Raw genomic sequence first — 25,124 nt, 5'->3', positions numbered from 1 at the left:
AGAGAGCGGACAACATGGAAAATTCGGTGGAAACCCCCGCCCGCAAGCAGCGCGGCGCCGCGAAGACGGCGCGCATCCCGATCAAGATCGTTCCCGCCGAGCGCCTGCAGAAGCCCGACTGGATCCGCATCCGCCTCGGTGCCGGCCAGGAAGCCGAACGCTTCAACGAGATCAAGGCCACGCTGCGCGAGCACAAGCTGCACACCGTGTGCGAAGAAGCGTCCTGCCCGAACATCCACGAATGTTTCGGCAAGGGCACCGCCACCTTCATGATCATGGGCGACATCTGCACCCGCCGCTGTCCCTTCTGTGACGTCGGCCACGGCCGCCCCGAGCCGCTGAACGCCGACGAGCCGCGCGACCTCGCCAAGACCATCGCCGCGATGCGGCTGAAGTACGTCGTGATCACCTCGGTGGACCGTGACGACCTGCGCGACGGCGGTGCCCAGCACTTCGTCGAATGCATCCGCGAGACCCGCAGCGCCTCGCCGGCGACGACCATCGAAGTGCTGGTGCCCGACTTCCGCGGCCGCATGGAAGTCGCCCTCGACATCTTCGACCAAGCGCCGCCCGACGTCATGAACCACAACCTCGAGACCGTGCCGCGGCTGTACAAGCAGGCCCGCCCGGGTTCCGACTACGCCTATTCGCTCGAACTGCTGCGCCAGTTCAAGGCCCGCCACCCGGACGTGCTGACCAAGTCCGGCCTGATGGTCGGCCTCGGCGAGACCGACGAGGAAATCCTCGAAGTCATGCGCGACATGCGCGCCCACGACGTCGACATGCTGACCATCGGCCAGTACCTGCAGCCCTCCGGCGGCCACCTGCCGGTGCTGCGCTACGTGCACCCGGACACCTTCAAGATGTTCGAGACCGAAGCGCTGAAGATGGGCTTCCGCAACGCCGCCTGCGGCCCGATGGTCAGGTCGAGTTACTGGGCAGATCAGCAGGCGCACGGCGCAGGCGTGGTCTGAGAGGCCACGCAATGCCAGGCCAACTGAGGTAGGGCGGGTGGCGCGCAGCGAAACCCGCCACGCCTGGCCATAGGCAAATCTATTCGTTGCCGGGATTCTTTCGATAGGGTGGGTTTCGCCTGAGGCTCTGTCCGCCCTTCGGATCTTCCTTATCCACCTTGCGAGCCTGTGCTCGCGACACCCGTGTAATCGAAAACCTGGCGCAGGTAGGAAAGAAACACTTCATCGTCGCACAGCGTCTTTCCCGGCGAATCCGACAGCTTGGCCACCGGCATGCCGTTGCAGGTGACCAGCTTCATGACGATGTTCAGGGGTGTCTTGCCGGTATCGTTGGTCAGGTTAGTGCCGATGCCGAATGCGACCTGGGTGCGCTCGGCGAACTTCTTGTAAAGCTCGAAGGTTTGCGGGAAAGTGAGGCCATCGCTGAAGACGAAGCGCTTGGTATGCGGATCGATGCGTAGCTTCTCGTAATGCGCGAGCGCCTTTTCGCCCCACTCCGCCGGATCGCCCGAGTCGTGGCGCAAGCCATCGAACAGCTTGGCGAAGTAGAGATCGAAGTCGGCGAGGAAGGCGTCCATGCCGACGACGTCGGTCAGCGCGATACCCAGGTCGCCACGATATTCCTGCACCCAGTCCTCCAGCGCCGCCTGCTGGAATTTGCGCAGCTGCACGCCTGAAGCCTGGTAGGACTGCAGGTATTCATGCGCCATCGTGCCCATCGGCGTCAGCTGCAGGTCCTTGGCCAGCAGGACGTTCGAAGTACCCTTGAAATGCAGGGGCAGTTCCCGTTTCAGCGTCTCGACCACTTCACGCTGCCACGCACCCGAATAGCGGCGGCGCAGGCCGAAATCCGAGATCTCGTACGGATGCCTGGCATGGCCCTGGGCCGTGCTCAGAAACCCAGAACCCTGCTCGATCTTGGCCTGCAGCCGCAACCGCGCTTCGGCAAGGCAGGCTTCGCCGTCACCGAGACGGCGGAAGTACAGCTCATTGATGATGGCCAGCACATAAATCTCGAAAGGCGTCACATGCACCTGAGGACCACGTGCAATGACGGTGAGCTGGTCTCCCTTGGTGCCGACTTCGATGAAGCGGCGCTGCAGCTGGAACACCGAGAGGAAATCGACGAAATCGGATTTGATGAACCTCAGGCTGCGCAGGTATGCCAGTTCATCCGCCTGGAAGCGCAGCGCGCACAGTTCGTCGAGCTCTGCATTCACTTCGTCTGCCAGTTCGGCGAGCGGAAAAGCGGGCTTGTTGCGGCACACGAACCGGTACTCGGCCTGATTCGCCGGATTCCGGTGCAGCATGGTCTGCCACATCGTGAACTTGTACAGATCGGTTTCGAGCAGGCTGGTGATGACTGGGCGCTTCATGGTGTTTTCCAGTAGCTTGGGATCAGGGTGGAAACTTAGCAGCAAAACCGGACGAGCACCCCAGGACACCGGGAAACGATGTGCCTCGCCGTCTTTCACCGATGCCGACGCCTCCAGCGGCTATCGGTGTGAAGGTGAGTGGTTTCATCGGCGATCATTGGCCGGACGCCCGGCAATTTCATGTTCCGGCAATGCCGCTGAAGGACGCCGGCATGCCCCGCCGGCATGAAAAACGTCGTGAACAGGGAAGAACTCACAGGCGGTGCGCGGCAGAACGTCGACAATCGGCGTGTTGCCGCGCATGTGCGCGGTGCAGGCTGTGAGGGCAGATGAAGATGTTTTCGAGCGAGGTCGGCGTCAGGACCGGCCAGGTCCAGTCGATGCGGGAGTTTTCGTTCTCCGTGCGGGAGTTCGAGCGTGCGCGCAAGCTGATCCACCGGCTGGCGGGCATCTCGATGTCCGACATGAAGCAGGACATGATGTACGGCCGGCTGGTGCGCTGCCTGCGGGCGAAAGGGCTCAAGAGCTTCGAGGAGTATCTCGACCTGGTCGAAGCCGACCGCGGGCGGGAGCGCCAGGCCTTCATCAATGCGCTGACGACCAACCTGACTTCCTTCTTCCGCGAACCGCATCATTTCCCGATGCTCGCCGAGCATGCCCGCAGCCGTGCCGGCGCGGGGGCCTACCGGGTATGGTGCGCGGCGTCCTCGACCGGCGAGGAGCCGTACTCGATCGCGATCACGCTGGCCGAGGCGCTGCCTGCGACGCGTGTCGAGATCGTCGCCTCGGACGTGGATACCCAGGTGCTGGAAACCGCAAGGCTCGGCGTCTATGCCGAAGCGCGGGTGCGCGAGCTTGCGCCCGATCGCCTGCGCCGCTTCTTCCAGCCGGCAGGGCAAGGTATGCTGCAGGTGCGCCCCGAACTGTCCACCCGCATCGACTTCAAGCGGATCAACCTGCTCGATGCCGACTGGGGGCTGCGCGGCCAGTTCGATGCCATCTTCTGCCGCAATGTGATGATCTACTTCGACAAGAGCACCCAGCGCCGCATCATCGAGCGTTTTCGTCCGCTGCTGCGCCCTGAGGGATTGCTGATATGCGGCCATTCGGAGAGCCTGCAGAATCATGCCGATCTGTTCCGCAGCCTCGGGCGTACCACTTATGCGCCTGTCCTCCGGCCGGCCTGAGGCGGGTGCCGCGATGGCTTCGCGCCAGCCGCTGGCATTCAACGACAGACTGATCGCCATCGGTGCGTCGACCGGCGGCACCGAGGCCATCCGCGAGGTGCTGGCCGGGTTGCCGACCGGGTTGCCGGGCATCGTCATCACCCAGCACATGCCCGAACGCTTCACCCGTTCCTTTGCCGAGCGCCTCGACCGGACCTGCGCCCTGGTGGTCAGGGAGGCGGTGCATGGCGAGCGCATCCTGCCGGGCCACGCCTATGTGGCGCCGGGGCACTCCCATCTTGCGATCGTCCGCAGCGGCGGCCATTACCTGGCCGATGTGTCGGGGAGTGCGCCGGTCAACCGCCATCGGCCTTCGGTGGATGTGCTGTTCCAGGCGGTCGCCCGGGTGGCGGGACGCAATGCGGTCGGCGTGCTGCTGACCGGCATGGGCAAGGATGGCGCCGCCGGCCTGCTCGAGATGCGCCGTGCGGGGGCCTTCACCATCGCGCAGGACGAGGCTTCGTGCGTGGTGTATGGCATGCCGCGCGAAGCGGCGGAAATCGGCGCGGCCTGCGAAGTGCTGGATCTGCGCGCGATCTCTGCGCGCATCGTCGGCGAGCTGCGCCAGACGGTACGCTGAGGGCAGGGAAGTTTTCAGGGGCAGCCGATGCAGCCGTCGGTTTGGGCGTTGAGGAAGATCGCCTGATCGAGATTGGCGCCGCTGAGATCGGCGTCGGCCAGCACCGCGCGGGTCAGGATCGCGCCCTGCAGATTGGCGCCGACCAGCGAGGCGCCCTTGAGCTTGGCGGCACGCAGGTTGGCGCGCTGCAGATCGGCCTTGTCCAGCTTCGCGCCTTCGAGCCGGGCGTTGGTCAGGTCGGCGTTCGCCAGCGTGGCGCCGCTGAGATCGGCCTCGGTCAGCACCGCATTCTGCAGCACGGCGTTGCGCAGGTCGGCTTCGACCAGCGTGGCGTTGACGGCCCGCGCGTTGCGCAGGTTGATGCGCGCCATCGAGGCGCCATTGAAGTTGGTGCCGGTCACGTCGGTGCTGGAGAAATTCGCCTCGCTCAGCGTTGCGCCGCTGAGGTCCGCACCCGACAGATCGGAGCGGGTGAATTGCGAATTGGCCAGATTGACGCCGGCAAGCTGGGCGCCGTTCAGATTGGCATTGGTGCACAAGGTGCCGCGGCGGATGTCGCAGCCGCCGACGCTGCCGGAGCGCTGGGCCTGGGCGGCGAAGGACTGCGCCAGCAGGGCGATGGCGAAGAGGCAGACGAGGGGCGCATGCAGGTGTGGCCGGCTGAGGTGCGGCCGGCTCAGGTGCGAGGCTGTTGCGAGCAATTTCATCTAAAGGTTCCGCGGGAGCATGGTGCGAGTGGATTGTCGGTGAGCAAGCGCCGGCTGTCACTCCCGCTGTTGCGCTCAGATGGGAATGCGCGGGCCGGCTTCGGTGTCGTCCAGCTTGCCGTGGGAGTCGGCGAAGCGTTCGCGAATCCGGATCATTCGAGGCAGGGCACGGCGAAAAGGTTCGATCAGGCCGGGATCGAAGCGCGAACCCGCGCCCGCTTCGATGTAGGCCACGGCATCCTCGATGCTCCACGTCGGCTTGTAGGAGCGGCCGGTCAGCAGGGCGTCGAAGACGTCGGCGATCGTGGCGATGCGGGCCAGCAGCGGTATTTCCTCGCCGGCCAGGCCCCGAGGGTAGCCGGAGCCGTCCCAGTGCTCATGGTGGCAGAGGGCGATCTCGCGCGCGGCAGACAGCAGTTCGTCGCTGTGCGTGCCGATGATTTCCGCGCCGATTTCCGGGTGGCGCATCATCATGGCCCACTCCTCCTCGTTCAGCGGTCCGTTCTTGAGCAGCACGGTGTCGCGGATGCCGATCTTGCCGATGTCGTGCATCGGCGAGGCGTGGTACAGCGTCTGCACGACTTTTTCGTCCAGTCCGGCCGCCTCGCCGATCAGGCGGCAGTAGTGGCTCATGCGGATGATGTGGTTGCCGGTTTCGCCGTCGCGGAATTCGGCCGCGCGGCCGAGCCGGTGGATGATCTGCTGGCGGGTGTTGAGCAGGTCGAGCGTGTGCGCGCGGACCTGGCGGGCGAGCTCGCGGTTCTGGTCGTAGAGCGCGAGGTGGGTACGGACGCGGGCCAGCACGATGGCGGGGCTGACGGGTTTGGTGATGTAGTCGACGGCACCGAGCGCGAGGCCGTGGGCTTCGTCTTCGGTTTCGTTCAGCGCGGTGACGAAGATCACCGGGATGTCGCGGGTTTCCGGGCGCGCCTTCAGGCGCTGGCATACTTCGTGGCCGTCGATGTCCGGCATCCGGACGTCGAGCAGGATCAGATCCGGGTGCGGCGGCGCGGTGGCGATCTTCAGCGCCCGTTCGCCGCCGAGTGCGACACGGGTGCGATAGTGCGGCGAGAGAATGCGCCCGAGGATGTCGATGTTGTCCGGTACGTCATCGACCAGGAGAAGAGTGCTTCGCTGGGGGGCTTCGCTCATGGCTGGGTTTTTTCGGGCGTGAGGGGCGGGTCGGCGAGGGCCGGGCAGGCCTGGCGCAGGGTGCCGAGGCAGTCGAGCGCCTCGTCGAAGCGGTACAGGGCAACGAGTTCGCGGAGCCGTTCGACCGGGTCCGGCTGCTCCAGCCTGTCGAGCGCGGCGGCGAGGGAATCGAGGTGGCGGCCGCTCTCGCCGTCGTCCGTGCGCAGCAGGTGTTCCAGTTGCTGCAGGCCGGCCCGGAGCGCCTCGAGCCAGGCAGGCGTCGCGGCGGCTGTCGCATCGGTGGCGGTGTCGGCGGGCGCGCGGCGGGCGAGCGCTTCCCGGATGTCGCTGCCCAGCGTGGCGAGCGCGCCGGCCAGTCCGTGCAGTGCGGCCTCGGCGTCCTGGCCGTTGCGCAGGCGGTTGTCGATGTCGGCGGCACGGGCGGCGAGGGTTTCCGCGCCGATGTTGCCGGCGAGGCCTTTCAGCGTATGGGCGATGCGCACGGCGGTGTCCCTGTCGCCTGCGGCAAGTGCTTGCGAAATCCGTGCCGGGGCGTCGGACTGGGTGTCGCAGAAGCGGTGCAGCAGGGTGTGCAGCAGTTCGGCGTCGCCGCCGAGGCGCTGCAGCGCGGTGTCGAGCTGCAGGCCGGGAATGGCGGGCAGCGTGATGGCGTCGCTGCGGGGTCCGGGTGTTTCGTCCGGCAGGGCCTGCCGGCGGGCGCGGGGCTCGATCCAGCGGTGCAGGCGGATGAAGAGCTGCTGCACGTCGATCGGCTTGGAGATGTGATCGTTCATCCCTGCGGCCAGGCAGCGTTCGCGGTCGCCGCTCATGGCGTTGGCCGTCATCGCGATGATCGGCAGCCGGGCACAGCCTTCCATTGCGCGGATGCGGCGCGTGGCCTCGAAGCCGTCCATGACCGGCATCTGGCAGTCCATCAGCACGCCGTCGTAGCGGCTGCGGGCGATCAGTACCAGCGCCTCCGCGCCGTTGTCGGCGACGTCCACATGGATGCCGCCGCGGCCGAGGATGTCGATGCTCATCTCCTGGTTCACCGTGTTGTCCTCGACCAGCAGCAGACGGGCGCCGCGGAGTGCGCGCTGGGCTTCGATAAAGTCGGCCTGCATCACCTTCTTGCGCGGCCGGCGCGTGTCTGCTGCGCCGAAGGCGGCGAGAATGCCGTCTAGCAGCGTGGAGGGGGTGACGGGCTTCTCCAGCAGGCCGGCGACCGGCAGATCACCGAGGCGTTCGTGCAGTTCGTCCCGGCTGAATGCAGTCACCATGACGCAACAGGGCGTTTCGTCGATGCCGGGGTGGGCGCGGATCTGGCGGATGGCTTCGATGCCGCTGGTGCCGGGCATCATCCAGTCCATCAGCACCAGCCGGTAGGGCCGGCCCGCGGCGCAGGCGTTTTCGAGCATCGCGATTGCACCGGCGGCGTCGGCAGCGGTGTCGGCATCGAATTTCAGCGCATGGAGCATGCCTCGCAGGATGTCCCGCGCATTGGGGTTGTCGTCCACGATCAGCGCGCGCATGCCGAGGATGTCCCTGCTGCCGATCTCGAGCCTGCGTTGCCGGTTCTGCAGCCGGAACGGAGCGCGGAAATGGAAGGTGCTGCCGATGCCCGGTTCGGAGTCGACGCCGAGCTCGCCGCCCATCAGCTCCACCAGACGCTTGCAGATCACCAGCCCCAGGCCGGTGCCGCCATACTTGCGCGAGGTGGATGAATCGGCCTGGGTGAAGGCCTCGAACAGGCGCTGGCGCTGTTCCTCGTCGATGCCGATGCCGGTGTCGCGGACGGCGAAGCGGAGCCAGACGCTGTCGTCCAGGGTCCGTTCCCGGCGGATGGTGATGGTGATCTCGCCCTGCGTGGTGAACTTGAGTGCATTGCTAAGCAGGTTGTTGAGCACCTGGCCGAGCCGCAGCGGGTCGCCGCGCAGGCTGGTCGGCACGTCGACGCCGATGTCGAACAGCAGCTCCAGGCCGCGCTCCTGTGCTCTGGCGGTGCCGAGGTCGGCAAGATTGGCGAGCACGTCGTCGAGGAAGAAGTCGATCTCCTCGAACTGCAGCTTGCCCGCCTCGATCTTCGAGAAGTCGAGGATGTCGTTGATGATGCCGAGCAGGGTTGCCGAGGCCGCATGGATTTTCTCGAGGTAGTTGCGCTGGCGCGGACTCAGCGGGCTGTCGAGGGCGAGGTGCGCCATGCCCATGATGACGTTCATCGGCGTGCGGATCTCGTGGCTCATGTTGGCGAGGAAACCGGACTTGAGCCGTGTCGCTTCCTCCGCCATCAGCTTGGCTTCCATCTGGGCCTGTTCGGCCTGCTTCTGCGCGCTGATGTCGATCAGCGCGCCCACCAGGCCGGCGGTCTTGCCGTCGCTGCCGCGGTGGCCGCTCAGGCTGTAGAGCACGTCATGCACCTTGCCGTCGGCGTAGGGCAGGCGCATTTCGGCGGTGAAGGTGCCGCCCTCGCGCAGCACGCGCTCGTTGGCTTCGTGGTAGATCAGGCGGTCCTCGGCAGGTACCTGCATGAACTGCAGCACGCTCTTGCCCAGCAGCGTTTCCCGTTCGATGCCGAAGGCATCGAGGAAAGCCTGGTTGAAGCCGAGGTAGCGGCCTTCGCCGTCCTTGAAGAACATCGGATGCGGCAGGGTGTTGAGCAGCACGCGCTGGAAGGTGAGCTGGTCGGCAATGGTCTGCTCGTAGGTCTTGTGCTGGGTGACGTCGCGCACCGTGACGCAGGTACAGGCCGGCCCGCCACCCTGGTCGGGCAAATGGGTGAGGCCGAGTTCGACGGGAAACTCACTGCCGTCGCGCCGGGCTGCGCGGAAGCTGCCCGGGGCCTTGCCGAGATGGAGGTGGCCGTCGGCACAGTTGTTGAAGCGCGCACGCATGGCGGCATGCCGCGGGCGGACGTCTGCAGGCACGAGTTCGTCCACGTCGAGGCCGACCAGGCTGCCGGCCGGATAACCGAACAGCTCGTGCGCCTTCGGGTTGGCGATGACGATGGTGCCGCCGGCATCGACGATGAGCATGCCGTCCGGCGAAAACTCGATGATCTGGCGGTACCAGGTTTCGGCAGGGCCGAGTCGTGCATGCCCGGTACCGGCCCTGCAGGCGGCGCGGCGATGGAAAACCTGCATCAGCGCCGCGACTGCGGCCATGCCGGCCAGGACCAGGGCGGCCGAAGCGGGTACGCCGTACTGCCCGTGCGCAAGCAGGAAACCCAGCAGCACGCTCGATACCGCCGCCGTCAGCAGAACGGCCAGTCCTCCGGTGAATCTCGAGCGATCGCGTATGGGTTTCAATGTGGCGTTCTGGTCCATGACAAAGTATTGCAGGGCTGCGGCCATCCCGGTGTTCGCCCAGGTGTTGCAGGCTTCGGGCATGCGCATGTTTCCGGCCGCTTCGCAATGAGGCCCGTTCGCGGACGAATGCCCAATGTGGGGAGTTTAGTATGCTGGCATTCTGCTTGCCATACCCGGCCCGGTTTCGGTGCTCCGGCGGGGCGGCATCCGCTGCCCGTTCGGCTAGAATGGCCGGCCGCCGTGCCCTCGCCGAATCGATGTCCGCCCTCCTCAACGCGCCGCAGCGCGAAGCAATCCGCTATCTCGATGGCCCCTGCCTGGTGCTGGCGGGCGCGGGCAGCGGCAAGACGCGGGTGATCACCCACAAGATCGCCCACCTGATCGACGAATGCGGCTTGAACCCGGGCAACATCGCGGCGATCACCTTCACCAACAAGGCGGCGAAGGAAATGCAGGAACGCGTCGCCCATCTGATGGGCGGGCGGGCGCCGAAGGGCCTGACCGTGTGCACCTTCCATGCCCTGGGCGTGCGCATCATCCGCCAGGAAGCCGTGCATTGCGGCCTGAAGCCGCAGTTCTCCATCCTCGATGCGTCCGACACGGTGCAGATCGTCGCCGACGTCGCCGGCGACAACGACAAGGGCATCGCCAAGCAGATGCAGTGGCAGATCTCGTCGTGGAAGAACGCGATGATCACCCCCGAGGAGGCGGCGCAGCTTGCCGACAACGAGATCGCCTCGGTCGCGGCGAAGCTGTACAAGGAGTACGAACGCACGCTGCGTGCCTACCAGGCGGTGGATTTCGACGACCTGATCTCGCTGCCGGTGCGCCTGTTCGACGAACACCCCGAAGTGCGCGAACGCTGGCAGAACCGGCTGCGCTACCTGCTGGTGGATGAATACCAGGACACCAACCGTGCCCAGTACCGGCTGCTGCGCCTGTTGTCGGGCGTGCGCGGCGCCTTCACCGCGGTGGGCGACGACGACCAGGCCATCTACGCCTGGCGCGGCGCCGACGTCGAGAACCTGCGCCTGCTGCAGCAGGACTATCCGAAGCTGAAGGTCATCAAGCTCGAACAGAACTACCGCTCCTCGCGCCGCATCCTCGAAGCCGCCAATACCGTCATCGCCCACAACGAGAAGCTGTTCGAGAAGCGCCTGTGGTCCGAGCACGGCATCGGCGAGCAGATCGTCGTCACCAACTGCCGCGACGCCGAGCACGAGGCCGAATGGGTGGCGACCAAGCTGTCGGCGCACAAGTTCGAGAATCGCACCCAGTTCAAGGACTACGCCATCCTGTACCGCGGCAACCACCAGGCCCGCATCATCGAGCAACAGCTGCGCAACCAGCGCATTCCCTACGTGATGTCGGGCGGGCAGAGCTTCTTCGACAAGGCCGAGATCCGCGACCTGATCGCCTACCTGCGATTGATGGTCAACGAGGACGACGACCTCGCCTTCATCCGCGCCATCACCACGCCGCGCCGCGGCGTCGGCGCGGCCACGCTGGAAGCGCTCGGCGCCTATGCCGGCCAGCGCCACGTCAGCCTGTTCGCCGCGGTGCATGAGGAAGGACTGACCGAGCACCTGAACGCCAAGCAGCTTGCCGGTCTGCAGGGTTTCACCGGCTTCATCAACCGCCTGCAATACCGCGCGCCACGCGAGCCTGCTGCGCAGCTGCTGGAAGATCTGCTCGGTGCCATCGGCTACGAAGCCTGGCTGTTCGAGCATTGCGACACGCGCGAGGCGGAGTCGAAATGGAGCAACGTGCGCGACTTCGTCGGCTGGCTGGGCAGAAAGGGCGAGGAGGACGGCAAGAACCTGATCGAGCTGACCCAGGCCATCGCGCTGATGTCCATGCTCGACAAGGAAGACCCGGATTTCGACGGCGTGCAGCTGGCCACGCTGCACGCCTCCAAGGGGCTGGAGTTCCCGCACGTGTTCCTGATCGGCGTCGAGGAAGGCCTGCTGCCGCACCAGAGCAGCATCGACGAGGACAAGATCGAGGAGGAGCGCAGGCTGATGTACGTCGGCATCACCCGCGCCCAGCGCAGCCTCAACATCACCTGGTGCGAGCGGCGCAAGTCCGGACGTGAATTCCGCCCCTGCGAGCCGAGCCGCTTCATCGCCGAGATGGGCGACGATGTCCGCGTCAATGACCGCAGGACCGCGGCGCCGGTGTCGAAGGAAGAAGGCAAGGCGCGGCTGGCGAACCTGCGGGCGATGTTCGAATCGCGGGCGAAGGATTGATGGCGGGCAGTGCGGCCCACGGTAGAAATGGAAAAGGCAGCCGAAGCTGCCTTTGCGGGAGCTGCCGCCCGGCGGGCGGCGCAGGCGGGATTCACTCCTCGACCGGGGGTTCGGTGTAGCTCGCGCCGGCGCTGTTGGCCAGGAAGGCCACTGCCCGGCTCACTTCGGTGTCGGTCAGGTCGCTGCCGCCGCCGCGCGGGGGCATCGCGCCCTTGCCGGCGATGGCCGAAGCGGTCAGGCCGTCGTGGCCCAGCGCCAGGCGGGGACCCCAGCCCGCTGCGTCACCGGTCTTCGGCGCGCCGACCAGGCCGGCTTCGTGGCACGCAGCACAGGTCGCCTTGTAGATCTGCTCGCCAGTGCGGGAACCCGGCGCGATCTTCACCGCCTGGATCTCCACGCGGGCGACCGGCTGGATCAAGGTGGCGGTCAGTTCCGGGTCGACCGAACTTTGATTGCCACAGCCGGCCAGCCCGGCGGCTGCGATCATGACGACAGGCATTGCGAAGCGGGTGAGAGCGCGATGGTTCGACATGCTCGGGTCCTTTGACTTGTGTTATGGCGCAAGGCGAAAGCACGGATTATAGCCATGTAAAAACCATTGTGGCAGCGCGGCATGGACTTCGCGGACAAACACGGCTATGCTTGCGACCCTTGTGCGGGTACCGATCCGCGCAAGCCCCCGCGCCCGTAGCTCAGCTGGATAGAGTACTGCCCTCCGAAGGCAGGGGTCGGACGTTCGAATCGTCTCGGGCGCGCCACATTGAAGCCGTTGATTTCCTCGCGAAGTCGGCGGCTTTTTGCTGTCCACCTACCTCGGCTGCAGGGCATCCAGCAGCAACTGCTTGTGCACCTCGCGAACCTGTTCCAGGGACAGCGGAAGATCGTTGTCCTGGTACAGCATGCGCATCACGATCCACATCACGAGTGGTGCGGCCGACAGCATGAAATGCTCGGTCAATGCGCTGTGCCGCATGATGCCGTTGCCGACGTATTCATCCACTGCGGCCTGGTCCCTGATTCGCCGTGGTTCCAGCATCCTGTCGTACCAGCGCCGGATCAGCTCCGGGGTGCGCCTGCTTTCGGTGATGAGCAACTGGAAGGTTGCCATCACGATCGGTTCGTCGAGCCTGTCATACATCTGATCCACGTAGGACGCCACGACTTCCGGCAGCGCTGCTCCCGCCGCTGCCGGCAGCATGCCGTCGTCCTTCAGGGACGGCGTCAGCGCCGTTTCCAGCAGATCCTCGAAAACTTCGTCCTTGCTCTTGTAATGGGCATAGATGCCGGCTTTGGACAGGCCTGCGCGAGCGGCAATGCGTTCGATCGTGGCGGCGGCATAGCCGTGGCTGGAGAACTCGATGAGCGCGGCGTCCAGGATTTCCCGCTTGCGCTCGACCGACGGCAGGTAGCGCCGTCGTTGGGTTTCGGTTTTCTGGCGGGTGCCGGAGGTCAAAGGGGCTCCTGTTGCCGGATTTCAGCAAAAGCGTATCGGTAAGAAGGGAATTGTAGTCGCTCGCCACGTGGCGGGGGCATGCAGGGCCGGATCGCAAATCCGGTCGGGAAAGTGGGGAGATGTGAGCAAGTAATTCAAAAAAACGAACGGTCGGTTGTTTGTGCTAGCATCGAACAGCGACTGAACGCTCGTCCTCGCAGGGCGAGGGATCAAGGAAAGGAGCCCGGAAATGCCTGAGGTCAAGGTCGATAATACGATTCCGTCGTGGAAGGCGCTGGATGCCAGCGTGCATGCCGCCTTGTCACATGCATGGTCGTCGATTTCGCAACACTCGCTGCTGCTTGCCTGGATGGACTGGGCGACGCACTTGGCCGCCAGTCCGGGAAAATGCCTGGAGTTGACGCGGCTGGCGTTCGAGCAGGCGGCGCAGATGCAGATCAGGCCGCTCGAGCGCCCGGCAGGTTTCGGCAAGAATGCGGAAGCGGCAGACACAGCGCAGGCCGACGACCGGCGCTTCAGGGATCCCGCCTGGGAATGCTGGCCGTTCAACATGCTGCGTGACGCTTTCCTGATGCAGGAGCGCTGGTGGGATGAGGCCACGCACGGTGTATGGGGCGTCGATCGGCATCACGAGCATGTCGTTGCCTTTGCTGCGCGCCAGTGGCTGGACATGTTCTCGCCGGGCAACCTGCCTTTTGCCAATCCGGTGGTGTTGAAGCGGACGTGGGATGAGCGCGGCGTCAACCTGCTGCGTGGGTTCGACTATTTTCATGACGACGTCACGCGCTGCCGGCAGAGCCAGCCGCAGCCAGGGACCGAGCAGTTCGTCGTCGGGCGCGACGTCGCCGTCACGCCGGGCAAGGTGGTGTTCAGGAACCGGCTGATCGAGTTGATCCAGTACGCGCCGACGACCGGCAAGGTGCATCCCGAGCCGATCCTGATCGTGCCGGCCTGGATCATGAAGTACTACATCCTCGACCTGTCCCCGCACAATTCACTGGTCCGTTATCTGGTGGAGCAGGGCTACACGGTGTTCTGCATCTCGTGGAAGAACCCGGATGCCGATGACCGCGACCTGGGGATGGACGATTACCTGGAACTCGGCTTCCGTGCTGCGCTGGATGCGGTGACCGCCATCGTGCCGGGGAGCAAGGTCCACGCCACCGGCTACTGCCTGGGCGGCACCTTGCTGGCCATGGCTGCGGCGGCGATGGTCCGGGACGGCGATGAGCGGCTGGCTTCGCTCAGCCTGTTCACCGCGCAGACCGATTTCAGCGAGCCCGGCGAGCTGGCCCTGTTCATCGACGAGAGCCAGATCGCCCTGCTGGAAGCTCAGATGGCCGATACCGGCTACCTGTTCGCCGAGCAGATGGGCGGCGCCTTCATGATGCTGCGCTCCTACGATCTGCTGTGGTCGCGCCTGGTGGGCGAATACCTGCTTGGCGAACGCCGGCCGATGAACGATCTGATGGCCTGGAATGCCGATGCAACCCGCATGCCGGCGAAGATGCACGCCCAGTATCTGCGCCGGCTCTTCCTCAACGACGATCTGAGTGAAGGCCGCCAGCCGGTGGCAGGACGGCCGGTGTCGGTGGGCGACATCCGGCTGCCGGTGTTCAGCGTCGGCACGGTCGCCGATCACGTGGCGCCCTGGCGTTCGGTCTACAAGCTGCACTACCTGTCGCCGGCGGAGATCACCTTCGTGCTGACCACCGGCGGCCACAACGCGGGCATCGTCAGCGAGCCCGGCCGGCCGCGGCGCCAGTACCAGTTGCACACCCGTCCGGCGGGAGGTGGCTACATCGCGCCGGACGAGTGGCAGGCCACGGTGCCGGTGCAGCAGGGCTCCTGGTGGCCGGCGTGGAGCGAATGGCTGCGCCAGCGCTCGGGCGCGCCGGTCGAGCCGCCGCAAATGGGTGCGTCAGGCCGGCGCTACCGGGTGCTTGGCGATGCACCGGGCGAATATGTGAAGGGAAAGTGACATTGCTCCGGCGGATGTCGTTGCAGCCTGGAGAAAACCAGCATGAATCGCAGCATGTACATGGCGTTCGTCGCGGCGGCGGTGGCCTTGTCCCCGAACCCGGCCGTCGCGCAGGATTCATCGGCTTCCGGTTACCGCCTGTACATCGACGGCGGTGCCACGATGGAGGGAGAGTCGGCAAGCACGGCCTCCTTGGGGGTGCTGATTCCTTCCCGCCTGTTCCCGTCGGTGCCGCGCACGGCCGGTCCCCTGGCCCTGCATTGGGATCTGTCCGTGAGCCACTGGCGGACGCAGCGCGAACACGGTGGCCACCATTCATTCACCCAGTTGACCGGCATGGGCGTGTGGCGCCATCCGCTCGGCGGGCCGAATGCACCGCTGTTCGTCGATGTGGGCGTCGGCGTCAGCGTCTTCGATCGTCTGTACACCGCCGGCACGGAACGTTTCAGTACCGCGCTGCAGTTCACGCAGGTCCTCGGCGTGGGCTACCGCTTCGGGCCGAAGCAGGCCTGTGAGGTGTCGCTGCGTGCCCAGCACATCTCCAATGCCGGCATCAAGAAACCCAACCCGGGGGAGGAGGTTCTCCGGGTGCGCTTCGCCTATTCGTTCTGACGGCGCTTCCGCGGCAATGGACCGGGCCGCGGGCATCGATCACCAGAACGCCGTTTGATTCTTTCAGCGATTTACCCGAGCATTTCCGCTTTGCAGCCGCATGTCCGCGGAGCCGATGCTGCGGGTGCCTGCGAATGATCACAACACGAGTGGAACTTCATGACCAACGACGCGATTGCCATTTACGCCAAACGCCGCACGCAGTACGCCATCGGCAAGGCGCTGCCCATCTCCGAAGCCGAAGTCGAAGCGCTGATCCAGCAAGCGATCCGCCTGGCGCCTTCGTCCTTCAATTCGCAAAGCTCGCGCGCCGTGATCCTGTTCGGCGCGGCGCATGAGAAGCTGTGGAACCTGACGCGGGAGACGCTGCGCCCGCTCGTGCCGGCGGATGCGTTCGCCTCGACGGATGCCAAGATGAGCGCTTTTGCCGCGGGCGCCGGCACGGTGCTGTTCTTCGAGGACCAGGACGTGATCGCGGAGCTGCAGCAGAAATTTCCGCTGTATGCCGACAATTTCCCGATCTTCGCCGAGCATTCGGCCGGCATGGCGCAGTTCGCGGTGTGGACCGCGCTGGCCGAGGCCGGTATCGGCGCGAGCCTGCAGCACTACAACCCGGTCATCGACGAAGCGGTGGCGAAGGAGTGGAAGCTCCCCGCATCGTGGAAGCTGCGCGCGCAGATGCCGTTCGGCTCGAGTCTCAAGCCGTTTTCAGAGAAGACCTTCATCGCGGACGAGGTGCGATTCAGGACCTTCCGCTGATGCGCATGGGTGCTGCCCGGGCACCTACTACGCGGGCAGTGCCGGCGATTTCGATGCGGAAATCGGGAGCCCCCAGCCGGGGGAGAACCTCGTCCGCCTGCGCTTTGCCTGGCGATTCTGAATCCTGGTGCCGGGCAAGTTTCACTTGCCGTGCAGCAGCTTGACCACCCGCCTGAGGGTGTTCTCTTCCGGGTGGGGCTGGACCAGGAAGCCGAGGCTGTGCATCAGCCGCAGCATCCTGGCGTTGTTGCCCAGCACGTCGCCGAAGATGGCGCGGTAGCGCCGGGCGCGGGCGACTTCGATGAGTGCGCCCATCAGGCGGCGGCCCAGGCCGTGGCGCTGCCAGCCGTCGCCGACCTCCAGGGCGAATTCGACCGATTCGCCGTCGGCGGCGAGCACGTAGCGGGCGCTGCCGATCATCTGTTCCGCGCCGCTGTCGTCGATGGTGGTGGCGATCAGCGCCATCTCGCGGTCGTAGTCGATCTGGGTGAAGCGCGCGACCATCGCCGGGCTCAGCACCTCGATCGGCTCCATGAAGCGCAGGAAGCGGGTCTCGGCGCTGAGCGTGTCGAAGAAGGCGAGCAGCAGTCCGGCATCCTCGGGGCGGACCGGGCGGGTGCGGATGCTGCGGCCGTCGCCGATCTGCCAGTCCTGCACCAGGTGCAGCGGATAGGGGTGGATCGCCATGTGGGCGTAGCGGTCGCTGCCGGCGGGCAGGCCCTGGTCGATGGCGATGCGGGCATCGGCGGCGATGGCGCCGTCGGCATCGACGATCAGCGGGCCGATTTCCAGCTCGCGCACCCAGGGCAGCTCGCAGACGAGATCGGATACCGATACCAGCACCGCCTCGATCGCGCTGCGCTTGAGCACGCAGGCCGTGCCCCGAGGCCCCTGCGCTCCGGCCGGTATCGCCGAGTCGATGAGGTCGCGCGCAAGCACCGCATTCAGCGGCGGCAGGGCGAAGTTGCGCAGTGCCGAGGCGTTCTGCGGTCCCAGGCTGATGACCGGGCCGAAGGTGGCGTCGCGGTCGACGCGGATGCTGAATTCGCGCGCCTGCGGGCGATACAGGTAGGGCTCGATCGAGACGCCGTCGATGCGTGCGCCGGGGTGGCGCTGGCGGATGGTGTCGACGATGTCGTGATAGGCGTTCCACACCGATTCGGCAGTGTTGAGGTTCAGCCGCACGCCGCCGGCGTCGGCCTTGCTGGCGATGTCGGCGGCCTCGATTTTCATCGCTACCGGGAAGCCGGTCTGCTCGGCGACGAACAAGGCCTCGGTGGCGTCGCGCGCGACCGTGCTGGGCGTGACCGCGATGCCGAAGCTGCGCAGCAGCGCTTTCGACTCCATCGCCGACAAGGTGTGGCGGCGCTGGTTGAGCAAGGCTTCGATCAGCATGCGGGCGCCGCCGCTGCGCGGTTGGGCGCTGCCGGCGGCACCGCCGGCGGTCTGCAGCAGCAGTGCCTGGCTGCGGTGGAAGCGCGAGATGTCGTGGAACAGCTCGATCGCCGCTTCCGGCGAACTGAACACCGGGATGCCGGCCTGCGCGAGCAGCGCCCGCGCTTCGGCCACCTGGCCGCCGCCCATCCAGCAGCAGCACAGCTTGAGCCGCAGCTGGGCGGCGAGCTCGATGATCTCCTGCGCGACCTCGACCGGCTCGACCAGCGCATGCGGCGACAGGATCACCAGCAGGTTGGACACCGCGGCATCCTCGGCCAGCGCGAGGATGGCGTCGCGATACAGCAGCGGCCCGGCATTGCCGCCGAGGTCCAGCGGATTGTGGCTGCGGCGTTCGCGCCCGCCCAGGCGCTCGAGCGCGGCGATGGTCGGCGAGCCGAGGCAAACCAGTTCGGTGCCCAGATCCCGCGCGCGGTCGGCGGCGAGGTCGGCCGGGCCGCTGCCGTTGGAGACGATGGCCAGGCTGTCCTCGCGTGGCTGGAAGCCGCAGGACAGCGCCTTGGTGGCGAAGAAGAGCTGGTCGATGTTCTGCACGCGGACCACGCCGGCACGGCGCATGGCGGCATCGAACACCAGGTCGGCCGGTGCCGCGCGCAGGCCATCCGGCGCGTCGCCGTGGCGGCCGGGCTTGAGCACGATGATCGGCTTGACCCGCGCCGCCGAGCGCAGCGCGCTCATGAAATGGCGGGCGTTGTGCACCCGGTCCACGTACAGCAGGATGTAGCGCGTGCTGGCGTCATGGGTCAGGTATTCCAGGGTTTCGCCGAAGTCGATGTCGACGGTGCCGCCGAGCGAGATCACCGACGAGAAGCCGACCTCGTTGGTCAGCGCCCAGTCGAGCATCACCGAGCACATCGCGCCGGACTGCGAAACCAGGGCGATCTCGCCGGGCTTGACCGCGATGCGGGTGAGCGCGGCGTTGAGCCCGCTGCCCGGGCGGGCGACGCCCAGGCTGCCGGGGCCGAGCAGGCGCAGCCCGGTTTCGCGCGCGCTGTCGATGATGCGGCGTTCGAGCGTGTGGCCGGCGGCGCCGACGATGACGGCGTTGCGCACGCCGTGGCGTCCGCATTGCGCGACGATGTTGTGCAGCATGCGTGCCGGCGTGGCGATGATGGCGAGGTCGATCGGACGGCCGACGTCTTCGAGCGAAGGCAGGCAGGGGTGATCCTGGATGCTTTTATGTTTCGGGTTGATCGCGTACAGCGTGCCGCGGTAGCCGCCGTCGAGAAGATTGCGGAACAGGATGTTGCCCACCGAGCCCGGCGTGGCCGAGGCGCCGATGATGGCGATCGAGGACGGATCGAAGGCGGTGCTGAGAGCGTGCGGGCTGGTCATGGTCGGCGCCCCGAGGCGAGGGTGAAGTTGATTTGATACCAAATAAACAATCCATGTCCAATGATTTGTATCAGATTATCGAGGCGATGACGCGATCCGCAAAAAAAGCGGCCGTCGAAACGGCCGCAGCGGAAAGTGGAAGAAGAGGGTTGCTCGCGGGTGGCGCTCAGCGCTCGTCGAAGCTGATCCTGAGCTGCTTGGTGGTGGCGCGGGCCTGGCAGCTCAGCACGAAGCCCTGGGCGACTTCGGCCGCTTCGAGGGTGAAGTTCTTGTCCATGACGACTTCGCCGTCCTGCACCTTGGCGCGGCAGGTGCAACAGACGCCGGCCTTGCACGAGAAGGGCAGGTCGAGGCCGGCGTTGAGCGCGGCGTCGAGCAGGTGCTCGTCCGGGCCGATGGCGATCTCGTGCTCCTTGCCATCGAGCACCAGGGTCATCGTGATGTCCTTGGCCGCGGTGGCCACCGCTTCGGCGGTGCTGGAGGCGCCGACCGGGTGGGCGCCGGGGGGCAGGTTGGCGGTGAAGCGCTCGGTACGGATGCGGTCGGCGGGCACGCCGGCGTCGACCAGCGCGTTCTCGGTGTCGCTGATCATCGCGTCGGGGCCGCAGATGAAGACTTCGTCCATGCTGCCCACCGGCAGCAGCGCGGCGATGATCTCGCGCACCTTGGTGCCGTCGATGCGGCCTTGCAGCAGGTCGACTTCCTGGGCCTGGCGCGACAGCACGTGGATCATCGTCAGGCGGTCGCGGTAGCGGTCCTTGAGGTCCTGCAGGGCCTCGTTGAACATCACCGTGGACATGCGGCGGTTGCCGTAGATCAGCGTGAACTTGGAGTCCGGCTGTTCTTCGAGCGTGCTCGCGGCGATCGACAGGATGGGCGTGATGCCCGAGCCGGCGGCGAAGCCGACGCGGTGGATGGCGCGCTTCTTCCTGATCACGAAGCGGCCGTCGGGCGGCATCACCTGCAGCGTGTCGCCGGCCTTGATGGCGCGGGCGGCCCAGTTCGAGAACAGGCCGCCTTCGACCGGGCGGATGCCGATCTCGAGCTCGCCGTTGCTGGCGAGGCGGCTGCGCGGGCTGCTGATCGAGTAGTTGCGGCGCACGTCCTGGCCGTCGATGGTGGCGCGCAGGGTCAGGAACTGGCCCGGCTCGAAGTTGAAGCGCTCGCGCTCGGTGGCGGGGATGTCGAAGGTGATCGCCACGGCGCCGGCGGCCTCGGGGCTCACGCGCTTGACGGCGAGTTCTTGGAAACGGAGTGCTGACATGGCGTTTGGCTCCGGCGTCAGTAGGGTTTGAAGTAGTCGAAGGGTTCCTGGCAGTCGAGGCACTTGTACAGCGCCTTGCATGCGGTGGAACCGAACTGCGAGCTCAGGGTGGTGTTGGTCGAGCCGCACTGCGGACAGGCCACCGGCCGGGTGTCGGCGCGGCGCACGAACCTGATCACGCTGGTGTCGCTGGAGGTGGTGTGCGGCGGTGCGATGCCGTAGGCGCGCAGCTTGGCCTTGGCCTCCTCGCTCATCCAGTCGGTGGTCCAGGCCGGCGCGAGCTGCGTGATCACCCGCGCCTCGATGCCGGCCTGCTGCAGGCTTGCACGCACGTCGTCCTCGATCTGGCCCATCGCCGGGCAGCCGCTGTAGGTCGGGGTGATGACCACCTCGATGCCGTTCGCGGTTTCGCGGATGTCGCGCAGGATGCCCAGCTCGCGCAGCGTGACCACCGGGATCTCCGGGTCGGTCAGATGGTCGAGGGCGGCCCAGACGTCGTCGATCGTGGCGTGCATGGCGGCTGCTCCTACCAGGTGGCGCCGGGGTGGGCGCGCGCCAGGCCCTGCATTTCGCCCAGCAGGTAGCTGAGGTGCTCGGAGTGGCGGCCGTGCTTGCCTTCCGGCACGTAGCCGCGCACGTCGGGCCGCTTCAGCGTGGCTTCGGCCAGGGTGTCGGCGACGATGGCGTCCCACGCGGCGCGCAGCGTGCGCACGTCGGTGGCGGCGCCGCTGGCGATGGCGGCGTCCTCGGCGGCGCTCGGCGTCCAGAACTCTTCCGTGTAGGGGAACAGGTGGTCGAGCGCGGCCTGGGCGCGGGCGTGCGATTCCTCGGTGCCGTCGCCGAACTTCACCACCCAGTCGGCGGCGTGGTGCAGGTGGTAGCGCGCTTCCTTCAGCGACTTGGCGGCGATCGCGGCCAGGTCGGCGTCGGGCGACTTCTGCAGCGCGTCCCACACCAGCACCATCAGCGCGCTGTAGAGGAAGTTGCGCACGATGGTGGTGGCGTAGTCGCGGTCCGACGCGGCATAGCCGACCAGCGCGCCGTGGTTGGGCAACTCCACCAGGGTGTAGTTGCGGAACTCGGTGTCGTCGCGGAAGTAGGCCAGCGTGTCCTCGGTGGCGCCGTTGCCGATGCGCGTCGCGGCGAGCTGGTACAGCAGGCGGGCCTGGCCGATCAGGTCGAGGCTGACGTTGGCGAGCGCGAGGTCTTCTTCCAGGATCGGGCCGTGGCCACACCATTCGGCGTCGCGCTGGCCGAGCACCACGGCGTTGTCCGCCAGGTGCAGCAGGTAGTCGTTGGGTGCCGTGCTCATCACATGTGCCCCACTTCTTCAGGGATTTCGTAGAAGGTCGGGTGGCGGTAGATCTTGTCCGCAGCGGGGTCGAACAGCTCGCCCTTGTCGTCCGGGTTGCTGGCGGTGATCGAGGCCGAAGGCACGACCCAGATGCTCACGCCTTCCTGGCGGCGGGTGTAGACGTCGCGCGCCATGTGCAGCGCCTGCGCGGCGTCGGCCGCGTGCAGGCTGCCACAGTGCTTGTGCTCGAGGCCTTGCTTGCTGCGGACGAAGACTTCCCAGAGCGGCCAATCCTTGAGTGCGGGGGTGTTCATGCTGCCTCCTTGTCTGCGCGTGCGCGTTGCTTTTGTGCGTGTGCCAGGGCCGCGTCGCGGACCCACTGGCCATCCTTGTGTGCCTTGACCCGGGTGGCCAGGCGTTCCTTGTTGCAGGGGCCGTTGCCTTCGACGGTGTTCCAGAATTCCTGCCAGTCGATCTGGCCGTAGTCGTGGTGGCCGCGCTCCTCGTTCCACTTCAGGTCGGGGTCGGGCAGGGTCACGCCGAGCACCTTGGCCTGCGGCACGGTGGCGTCGATGAACTTCTGCCGCAGCTCGTCGTTGCTGATGCGCTTGATGCCCCAGCGCATGCCCTGCGCGCTGTGCGGGCTGTCGGCGTCCGGCGGTCCGAACATCGCCAGGCACTTCCACCACAGGCGGTTGACCGCGTCCTGCACCATGCGGCGCTGCGCTTCGCTGCCCTTCATCATCACCAGCAGGGCTTCGTAGCCCTGGCGCTGGTGGAAGGATTCCTCCTTGCAGACGCGGATCATGGCGCGCGCATAGGGGCCGTAGGAGCAGCGGCACAGCGGGATCTGGTTCATGATCGCGGCGCCGTCCACCAGCCAGCCGATCACGCCGACATCGGCCCAGTTCAGCGTCGGGTAGTTGAAGATCGAGCTGTACTTGGCCTTGCCGCTGTGCAGCCCGTCGATCATGTCGCCGCGGCTGGTGCCCAGGGTCTCGGCGGCGGAGTACAGGTAGAGGCCGTGGCCGCCTTCGTCCTGCACCTTGGCGATCAGGATCGCCTTGCGCTTCAGGCTGGGTGCGCGCGAGATCCAGTTGCCTTCAGGCAGCATGCCGACGATCTCGCTGTGGGCGTGCTGGCTGATCTGGCGCACCAGGGTCTTGCGGTAGGCCTCGGGCATCCAGTCCTGCGGCTCGATGCGGCCGTCGGCGTCGATGCGGGCCTCGAACGCGGCTTCCTGCTCGCTCTGCGGCGGGGGCACGACGCTGAGTTTTTTGCCGCCGGGGTTTCCAGACTCGTCCGGAATGTCCATTGCTTGGGTGTACATGTGTTTCCTCCTGGCAAATGCCGTTCCGGGCGTGCCGGAACGGGATGCTGCGGGCCGCGGGTGTGGTCCGCGTTTACCTCAAACCGCCATCCATGCCGGCGGGCGTTTCTCGAAGAAGGCGGCGAAACCTTCGCGTGCTTCGTCGGTGCTGCGCTGGCGGGCGATGCGGATGGCGGTTTCCTCGCCGACCGCTTCGTCGATGCCGCGTCCGTCGATGGCGCTGACCAACTGCTTGGCGGCGAACTGGGCCTGCGGCCCGCAGGCCAGCAGGGCCTGCACCAGGCGGTCGATCGCGGTATCGAGCTGGTCGGCGGCGACGACGTCGTTGACCAGGCCGATCGACTTCGCTTCGGTCGCGTCGAAACGCTCGGCGCTCTGGAAGTAGCGCAGCGCGTGGCGCGGGCCGATGGCGCGCAGCACGTAGGGGCTGATCACCGCCGGGATGATGCCGAAGCGGGCTTCCGAGGTGGAGAAGCTGGCATCGTCGGCGGCGATCGCCATGTCGCAGGCGGCGGCCAGGCCGGTGCCGCCGCCGAGCGCGGCGCCCTGCACGCGGGCGATGCTCGGCTTCGACAGTCCGGCCAGGCGGCGCAGCATGGCGGCGAAGCGGCGCGAGTCGGCCAGGTTCTCCTGCTCGGTGCTGGCGGCGGCGCGGCGCATCCAGTTGAGGTCGGCGCCGGCGGAGAAATGCCGGCCGCGGCCGCCGAGCACGACCACGCGCACGCCGGCGTCGCCGTCGAGTTCGGCGCAGGCGGCGTCGAGTTCGGCGATCAGGCGTTCGTCGAAGGCGTTGAAGACCTCCGGACGATCCATCCAGATCGTCGCCACCGCGCCCTTGCGTTCGATGTCGAGGGTTTCGTAGCTCATGGCCTTGTCCTCGCGCCTCACACGCGCTCGATGATCAGCGCGATGCCCTGGCCGACGCCGATGCACATCGTGCACAGCGCGTAGCGGCCGTTGCGGCGCTGCAACTCGTAGGCGGCGGTGGTCACCAGGCGGGCGCCGCTCATGCCCAACGGGTGGCCGAGGGCGATGGCGCCGCCGTTGGGATTGACGCGGGCTTCGTCGTCGGCGAGGCCGAGGTCGCGCAGCACGGCGAGGGCCTGCGCGGCGAAGGCTTCGTTCAGTTCGATGACGTCCATCTGGTCCAGCGTCAGGCCGGTCTGCGCCAGCACCTTGCGCACCGCCGGTGCCGGGCCGAAGCCCATGATCCGCGGCGCGACGCCGGCGGTGGCCATGCCGACGACGCGGGCGCGTGGCGTCAGGCCATGGCGGGCGGCGGCGGCTTCCGAGGCCAGCAGCAGCGCGCAGGCGCCGTCATTGACGCCCGAGGCGTTGCCGGCGGTGACGGTGAGGTCGGGGCCGTTGACGCCTTTCAGCTTCGCCAGGGTTTCCAGCGTGGTGTCGGGGCGCGGGTGCTCGTCGGTGTCGAACACGATCGGCTCGCCCTTCTTGCGCGGAATCTCGACCCGCACCAGTTCGTCGGCGAAGCGGCCGGCGGCGTGGGCGGCGGCCCAGCGTTGCTGCGAGCGCAGCGCGAAGGCGTCCTGGTCGGCGCGCGAGATGCCGAAGTCGGCCGCGACGTTGTCCGCCGTCTGCGGCATCGAATGGGTGTCGTAGAGCTTCTTCATCAACGGGTTGATGAAGCGCCAGCCGATCGTGGTGTCGTGGATCGCGGCGCTGCGCGAGAAGGCGCTCTCGGCCTTGCCCATGACGAAGGGCGCGCGCGACATGCTCTCGACGCCGCCGGCGATCATCAGCCCGGCTTCGCCGGCCTTGATCGAGCGCGCGGAGAGGCCGACGGCGTCCATGCCGGAGCCGCACAGGCGGTTGACGGTGGTGCCGGGCACTTCGATCGGCAGCCCGGCGAGCAGGCCGGACATGCGCGCGACGTTGCGGTTGTCCTCGCCGGCCTGGTTGGCGCAGCCGTAGATGATGTCGTCGACCGCGGTCCAGTCGACCTGCGGGTTGCGTGCCATCAGCGCCTTCAGCGGCACGGCGCCGAGGTCGTCGGCGCGCACGCTGGCGAGGGTGCCGCCGTAGCGGCCGATCGGGGTGCGGATGGCGTCGCAGATGTAGGCTTCAATCATCGC

At 66.9% G+C, this 25,124-nt stretch carries 22 protein-coding genes and 1 tRNA gene; 8 read left to right on the top strand and 15 right to left on the bottom strand.

What is annotated here, in order from left to right; all coding sequences use genetic code 11:
• Window positions 1–26 precede the first annotated feature (26 nt).
• Window positions 27–974 carry a lipoyl synthase gene (lipA, locus tag AAFL97_RS20745; protein WP_068636735.1) on the top strand — a complete coding sequence of 316 codons (948 nt, stop codon included), beginning with the start codon at window positions 27–29 and terminating at the stop codon, window positions 972–974.
• A 149-nt stretch (window positions 975–1,123) separates the two neighbouring features.
• On the opposite strand, the gene pncB is transcribed toward lipA, so the two are convergent.
• Entirely contained in the window at window positions 1,124–2,350 is a 1,227-nt protein-coding gene (gene pncB / locus AAFL97_RS20740) for a nicotinate phosphoribosyltransferase (RefSeq protein WP_341646543.1), read from the bottom strand.
• Window positions 2,351–2,494: 144 nt separating this feature from the next.
• Window positions 2,495–2,653, bottom strand: a complete 159-nt coding sequence (locus AAFL97_RS20735; RefSeq protein WP_341646542.1) for a hypothetical protein — start codon at window positions 2,651–2,653, stop codon at window positions 2,495–2,497.
• A 26-nt stretch (window positions 2,654–2,679) separates the two neighbouring features.
• Here AAFL97_RS20735 and AAFL97_RS20730 point away from each other — a divergent pair, with 26 nt between their 5' ends.
• The gene (locus AAFL97_RS20730; RefSeq protein WP_341646541.1) at window positions 2,680–3,537 is read left to right on the top strand and encodes a CheR family methyltransferase; all 858 of its coding nucleotides are present in this window, start codon (window positions 2,680–2,682) and stop codon (window positions 3,535–3,537) included.
• A gap of 13 nt (window positions 3,538–3,550) precedes the next feature.
• The gene (locus tag AAFL97_RS20725; RefSeq protein WP_341646540.1) at window positions 3,551–4,156 is read left to right on the top strand and encodes a chemotaxis protein CheB; all 606 of its coding nucleotides are present in this window, start codon (window positions 3,551–3,553) and stop codon (window positions 4,154–4,156) included.
• Window positions 4,157–4,170: 14 nt separating this feature from the next.
• Here the strand turns inward: AAFL97_RS20725 and AAFL97_RS20720 are convergent, their stop codons facing one another.
• The 3 genes from AAFL97_RS20720 to AAFL97_RS20710 all read right to left on the bottom strand — a co-directional run bounded on the left by AAFL97_RS20720 (window position 4,171) and on the right by AAFL97_RS20710 (window position 9,380).
• Window positions 4,171–4,863: a pentapeptide repeat-containing protein gene (locus AAFL97_RS20720; protein WP_341646539.1), complete on the bottom strand. Its 693-nt coding sequence runs from the start codon at window positions 4,861–4,863 to the stop codon at window positions 4,171–4,173.
• Window positions 4,864–4,938: 75 nt separating this feature from the next.
• Complete coding sequence (locus AAFL97_RS20715; protein ID WP_341646538.1) at window positions 4,939–6,015, bottom strand: HD-GYP domain-containing protein; 1,077 nt, start codon at window positions 6,013–6,015, stop codon at window positions 4,939–4,941.
• A complete protein-coding gene (locus tag AAFL97_RS20710; protein WP_341646537.1) occupies window positions 6,012–9,380 on the bottom strand; it encodes a response regulator in 3,369 nt (1,122 codons plus the stop codon). The genes AAFL97_RS20715 and AAFL97_RS20710 overlap by 4 nt, the downstream gene beginning before the upstream one ends.
• A 176-nt stretch (window positions 9,381–9,556) precedes the next feature.
• Between AAFL97_RS20710 and AAFL97_RS20705 the strand changes: the two genes are divergently transcribed.
• Entirely contained in the window at window positions 9,557–11,548 is a 1,992-nt protein-coding gene (locus AAFL97_RS20705; RefSeq protein WP_341646536.1) for a UvrD-helicase domain-containing protein, read from the top strand.
• A gap of 91 nt (window positions 11,549–11,639) precedes the next feature.
• On the opposite strand, the gene AAFL97_RS20700 is transcribed toward AAFL97_RS20705, so the two are convergent.
• The gene (locus AAFL97_RS20700) at window positions 11,640–12,080 is read right to left on the bottom strand and encodes a c-type cytochrome (RefSeq protein WP_341646535.1); all 441 of its coding nucleotides are present in this window, start codon (window positions 12,078–12,080) and stop codon (window positions 11,640–11,642) included.
• 149 nt (window positions 12,081–12,229) lie between these two features.
• Between AAFL97_RS20700 and AAFL97_RS20695 the strand changes: the two genes are divergently transcribed.
• Window positions 12,230–12,306: transfer RNA gene (locus tag AAFL97_RS20695), tRNA-Arg, on the top strand.
• Window positions 12,307–12,356: 50 nt separating this feature from the next.
• On the opposite strand, the gene AAFL97_RS20690 is transcribed toward AAFL97_RS20695, so the two are convergent.
• Window positions 12,357–13,001, bottom strand: coding sequence for a TetR/AcrR family transcriptional regulator (locus tag AAFL97_RS20690; RefSeq protein ID WP_341646534.1), 645 nt, complete (start codon window positions 12,999–13,001; stop codon window positions 12,357–12,359).
• Window positions 13,002–13,230: 229 nt separating this feature from the next.
• On the opposite strand from AAFL97_RS20690, the gene AAFL97_RS20685 reads away from it, so the two are divergent.
• The 3 genes from AAFL97_RS20685 (at window position 13,231) to AAFL97_RS20675 (ending at window position 16,353) form a co-directional block, all read left to right on the top strand.
• Window positions 13,231–14,982, top strand: a complete 1,752-nt coding sequence (locus tag AAFL97_RS20685; protein WP_341646533.1) for a PHA/PHB synthase family protein — start codon at window positions 13,231–13,233, stop codon at window positions 14,980–14,982.
• A 42-nt stretch (window positions 14,983–15,024) separates the two neighbouring features.
• Window positions 15,025–15,594, top strand: a complete 570-nt coding sequence (locus tag AAFL97_RS20680) for an acyloxyacyl hydrolase (RefSeq protein ID WP_341646532.1) — start codon at window positions 15,025–15,027, stop codon at window positions 15,592–15,594.
• A 159-nt stretch (window positions 15,595–15,753) separates the two neighbouring features.
• The gene (locus AAFL97_RS20675; RefSeq protein ID WP_341646531.1) at window positions 15,754–16,353 is read left to right on the top strand and encodes a nitroreductase family protein; all 600 of its coding nucleotides are present in this window, start codon (window positions 15,754–15,756) and stop codon (window positions 16,351–16,353) included.
• A 141-nt stretch (window positions 16,354–16,494) separates the two neighbouring features.
• On the opposite strand, the gene AAFL97_RS20670 is transcribed toward AAFL97_RS20675, so the two are convergent.
• From AAFL97_RS20670 to pcaF, 8 genes are all read right to left on the bottom strand, one after another.
• Window positions 16,495–19,143: a bifunctional acetate--CoA ligase family protein/GNAT family N-acetyltransferase gene (locus AAFL97_RS20670; protein WP_341646530.1), complete on the bottom strand. Its 2,649-nt coding sequence runs from the start codon at window positions 19,141–19,143 to the stop codon at window positions 16,495–16,497.
• Between the two features lie 166 nt (window positions 19,144–19,309).
• Entirely contained in the window at window positions 19,310–20,407 is a 1,098-nt protein-coding gene (locus AAFL97_RS20665) for a 2Fe-2S iron-sulfur cluster-binding protein (protein WP_341646529.1), read from the bottom strand.
• A gap of 17 nt (window positions 20,408–20,424) precedes the next feature.
• Window positions 20,425–20,922 carry a 1,2-phenylacetyl-CoA epoxidase subunit PaaD gene (paaD, locus tag AAFL97_RS20660; protein WP_341646528.1) on the bottom strand — a complete coding sequence of 166 codons (498 nt, stop codon included), beginning with the start codon at window positions 20,920–20,922 and terminating at the stop codon, window positions 20,425–20,427.
• Window positions 20,923–20,933: 11 nt separating this feature from the next.
• Window positions 20,934–21,719, bottom strand: coding sequence for a 1,2-phenylacetyl-CoA epoxidase subunit PaaC (gene paaC, locus AAFL97_RS20655; protein WP_263460264.1), 786 nt, complete (start codon window positions 21,717–21,719; stop codon window positions 20,934–20,936).
• On the bottom strand, window positions 21,719–22,015 hold the full coding sequence (gene paaB, locus AAFL97_RS20650) for a 1,2-phenylacetyl-CoA epoxidase subunit PaaB (protein WP_068639468.1): 297 nt from the start codon (window positions 22,013–22,015) through the stop codon (window positions 21,719–21,721). Before paaB ends, paaC begins: the two co-directional genes overlap by 1 nt.
• Window positions 22,012–23,031: a 1,2-phenylacetyl-CoA epoxidase subunit PaaA gene (gene paaA / locus AAFL97_RS20645; protein WP_263460265.1), complete on the bottom strand. Its 1,020-nt coding sequence runs from the start codon at window positions 23,029–23,031 to the stop codon at window positions 22,012–22,014. Before paaA ends, paaB begins: the two co-directional genes overlap by 4 nt.
• A gap of 78 nt (window positions 23,032–23,109) precedes the next feature.
• Window positions 23,110–23,898 (bottom strand): enoyl-CoA hydratase/isomerase family protein, encoded by a 789-nt coding sequence (locus tag AAFL97_RS20640; RefSeq protein WP_341646527.1) that lies wholly within the window; start codon window positions 23,896–23,898, stop codon window positions 23,110–23,112.
• 17 nt (window positions 23,899–23,915) lie between these two features.
• Complete coding sequence (gene pcaF / locus AAFL97_RS20635) at window positions 23,916–25,121, bottom strand: 3-oxoadipyl-CoA thiolase (RefSeq protein ID WP_341646526.1); 1,206 nt, start codon at window positions 25,119–25,121, stop codon at window positions 23,916–23,918.
• Window positions 25,122–25,124 lie beyond the last annotated feature (3 nt).

The organism is Thauera sp. SDU_THAU2 (assembly GCF_038260575.1).
In the GTDB taxonomy this organism is placed as follows: Bacteria; Pseudomonadota; Gammaproteobacteria; order Burkholderiales; family Rhodocyclaceae; genus Thauera.
Note: the sequence above shows the minus strand (reverse complement) of the source record. Positions and strands in the feature narration are given on the sequence as shown.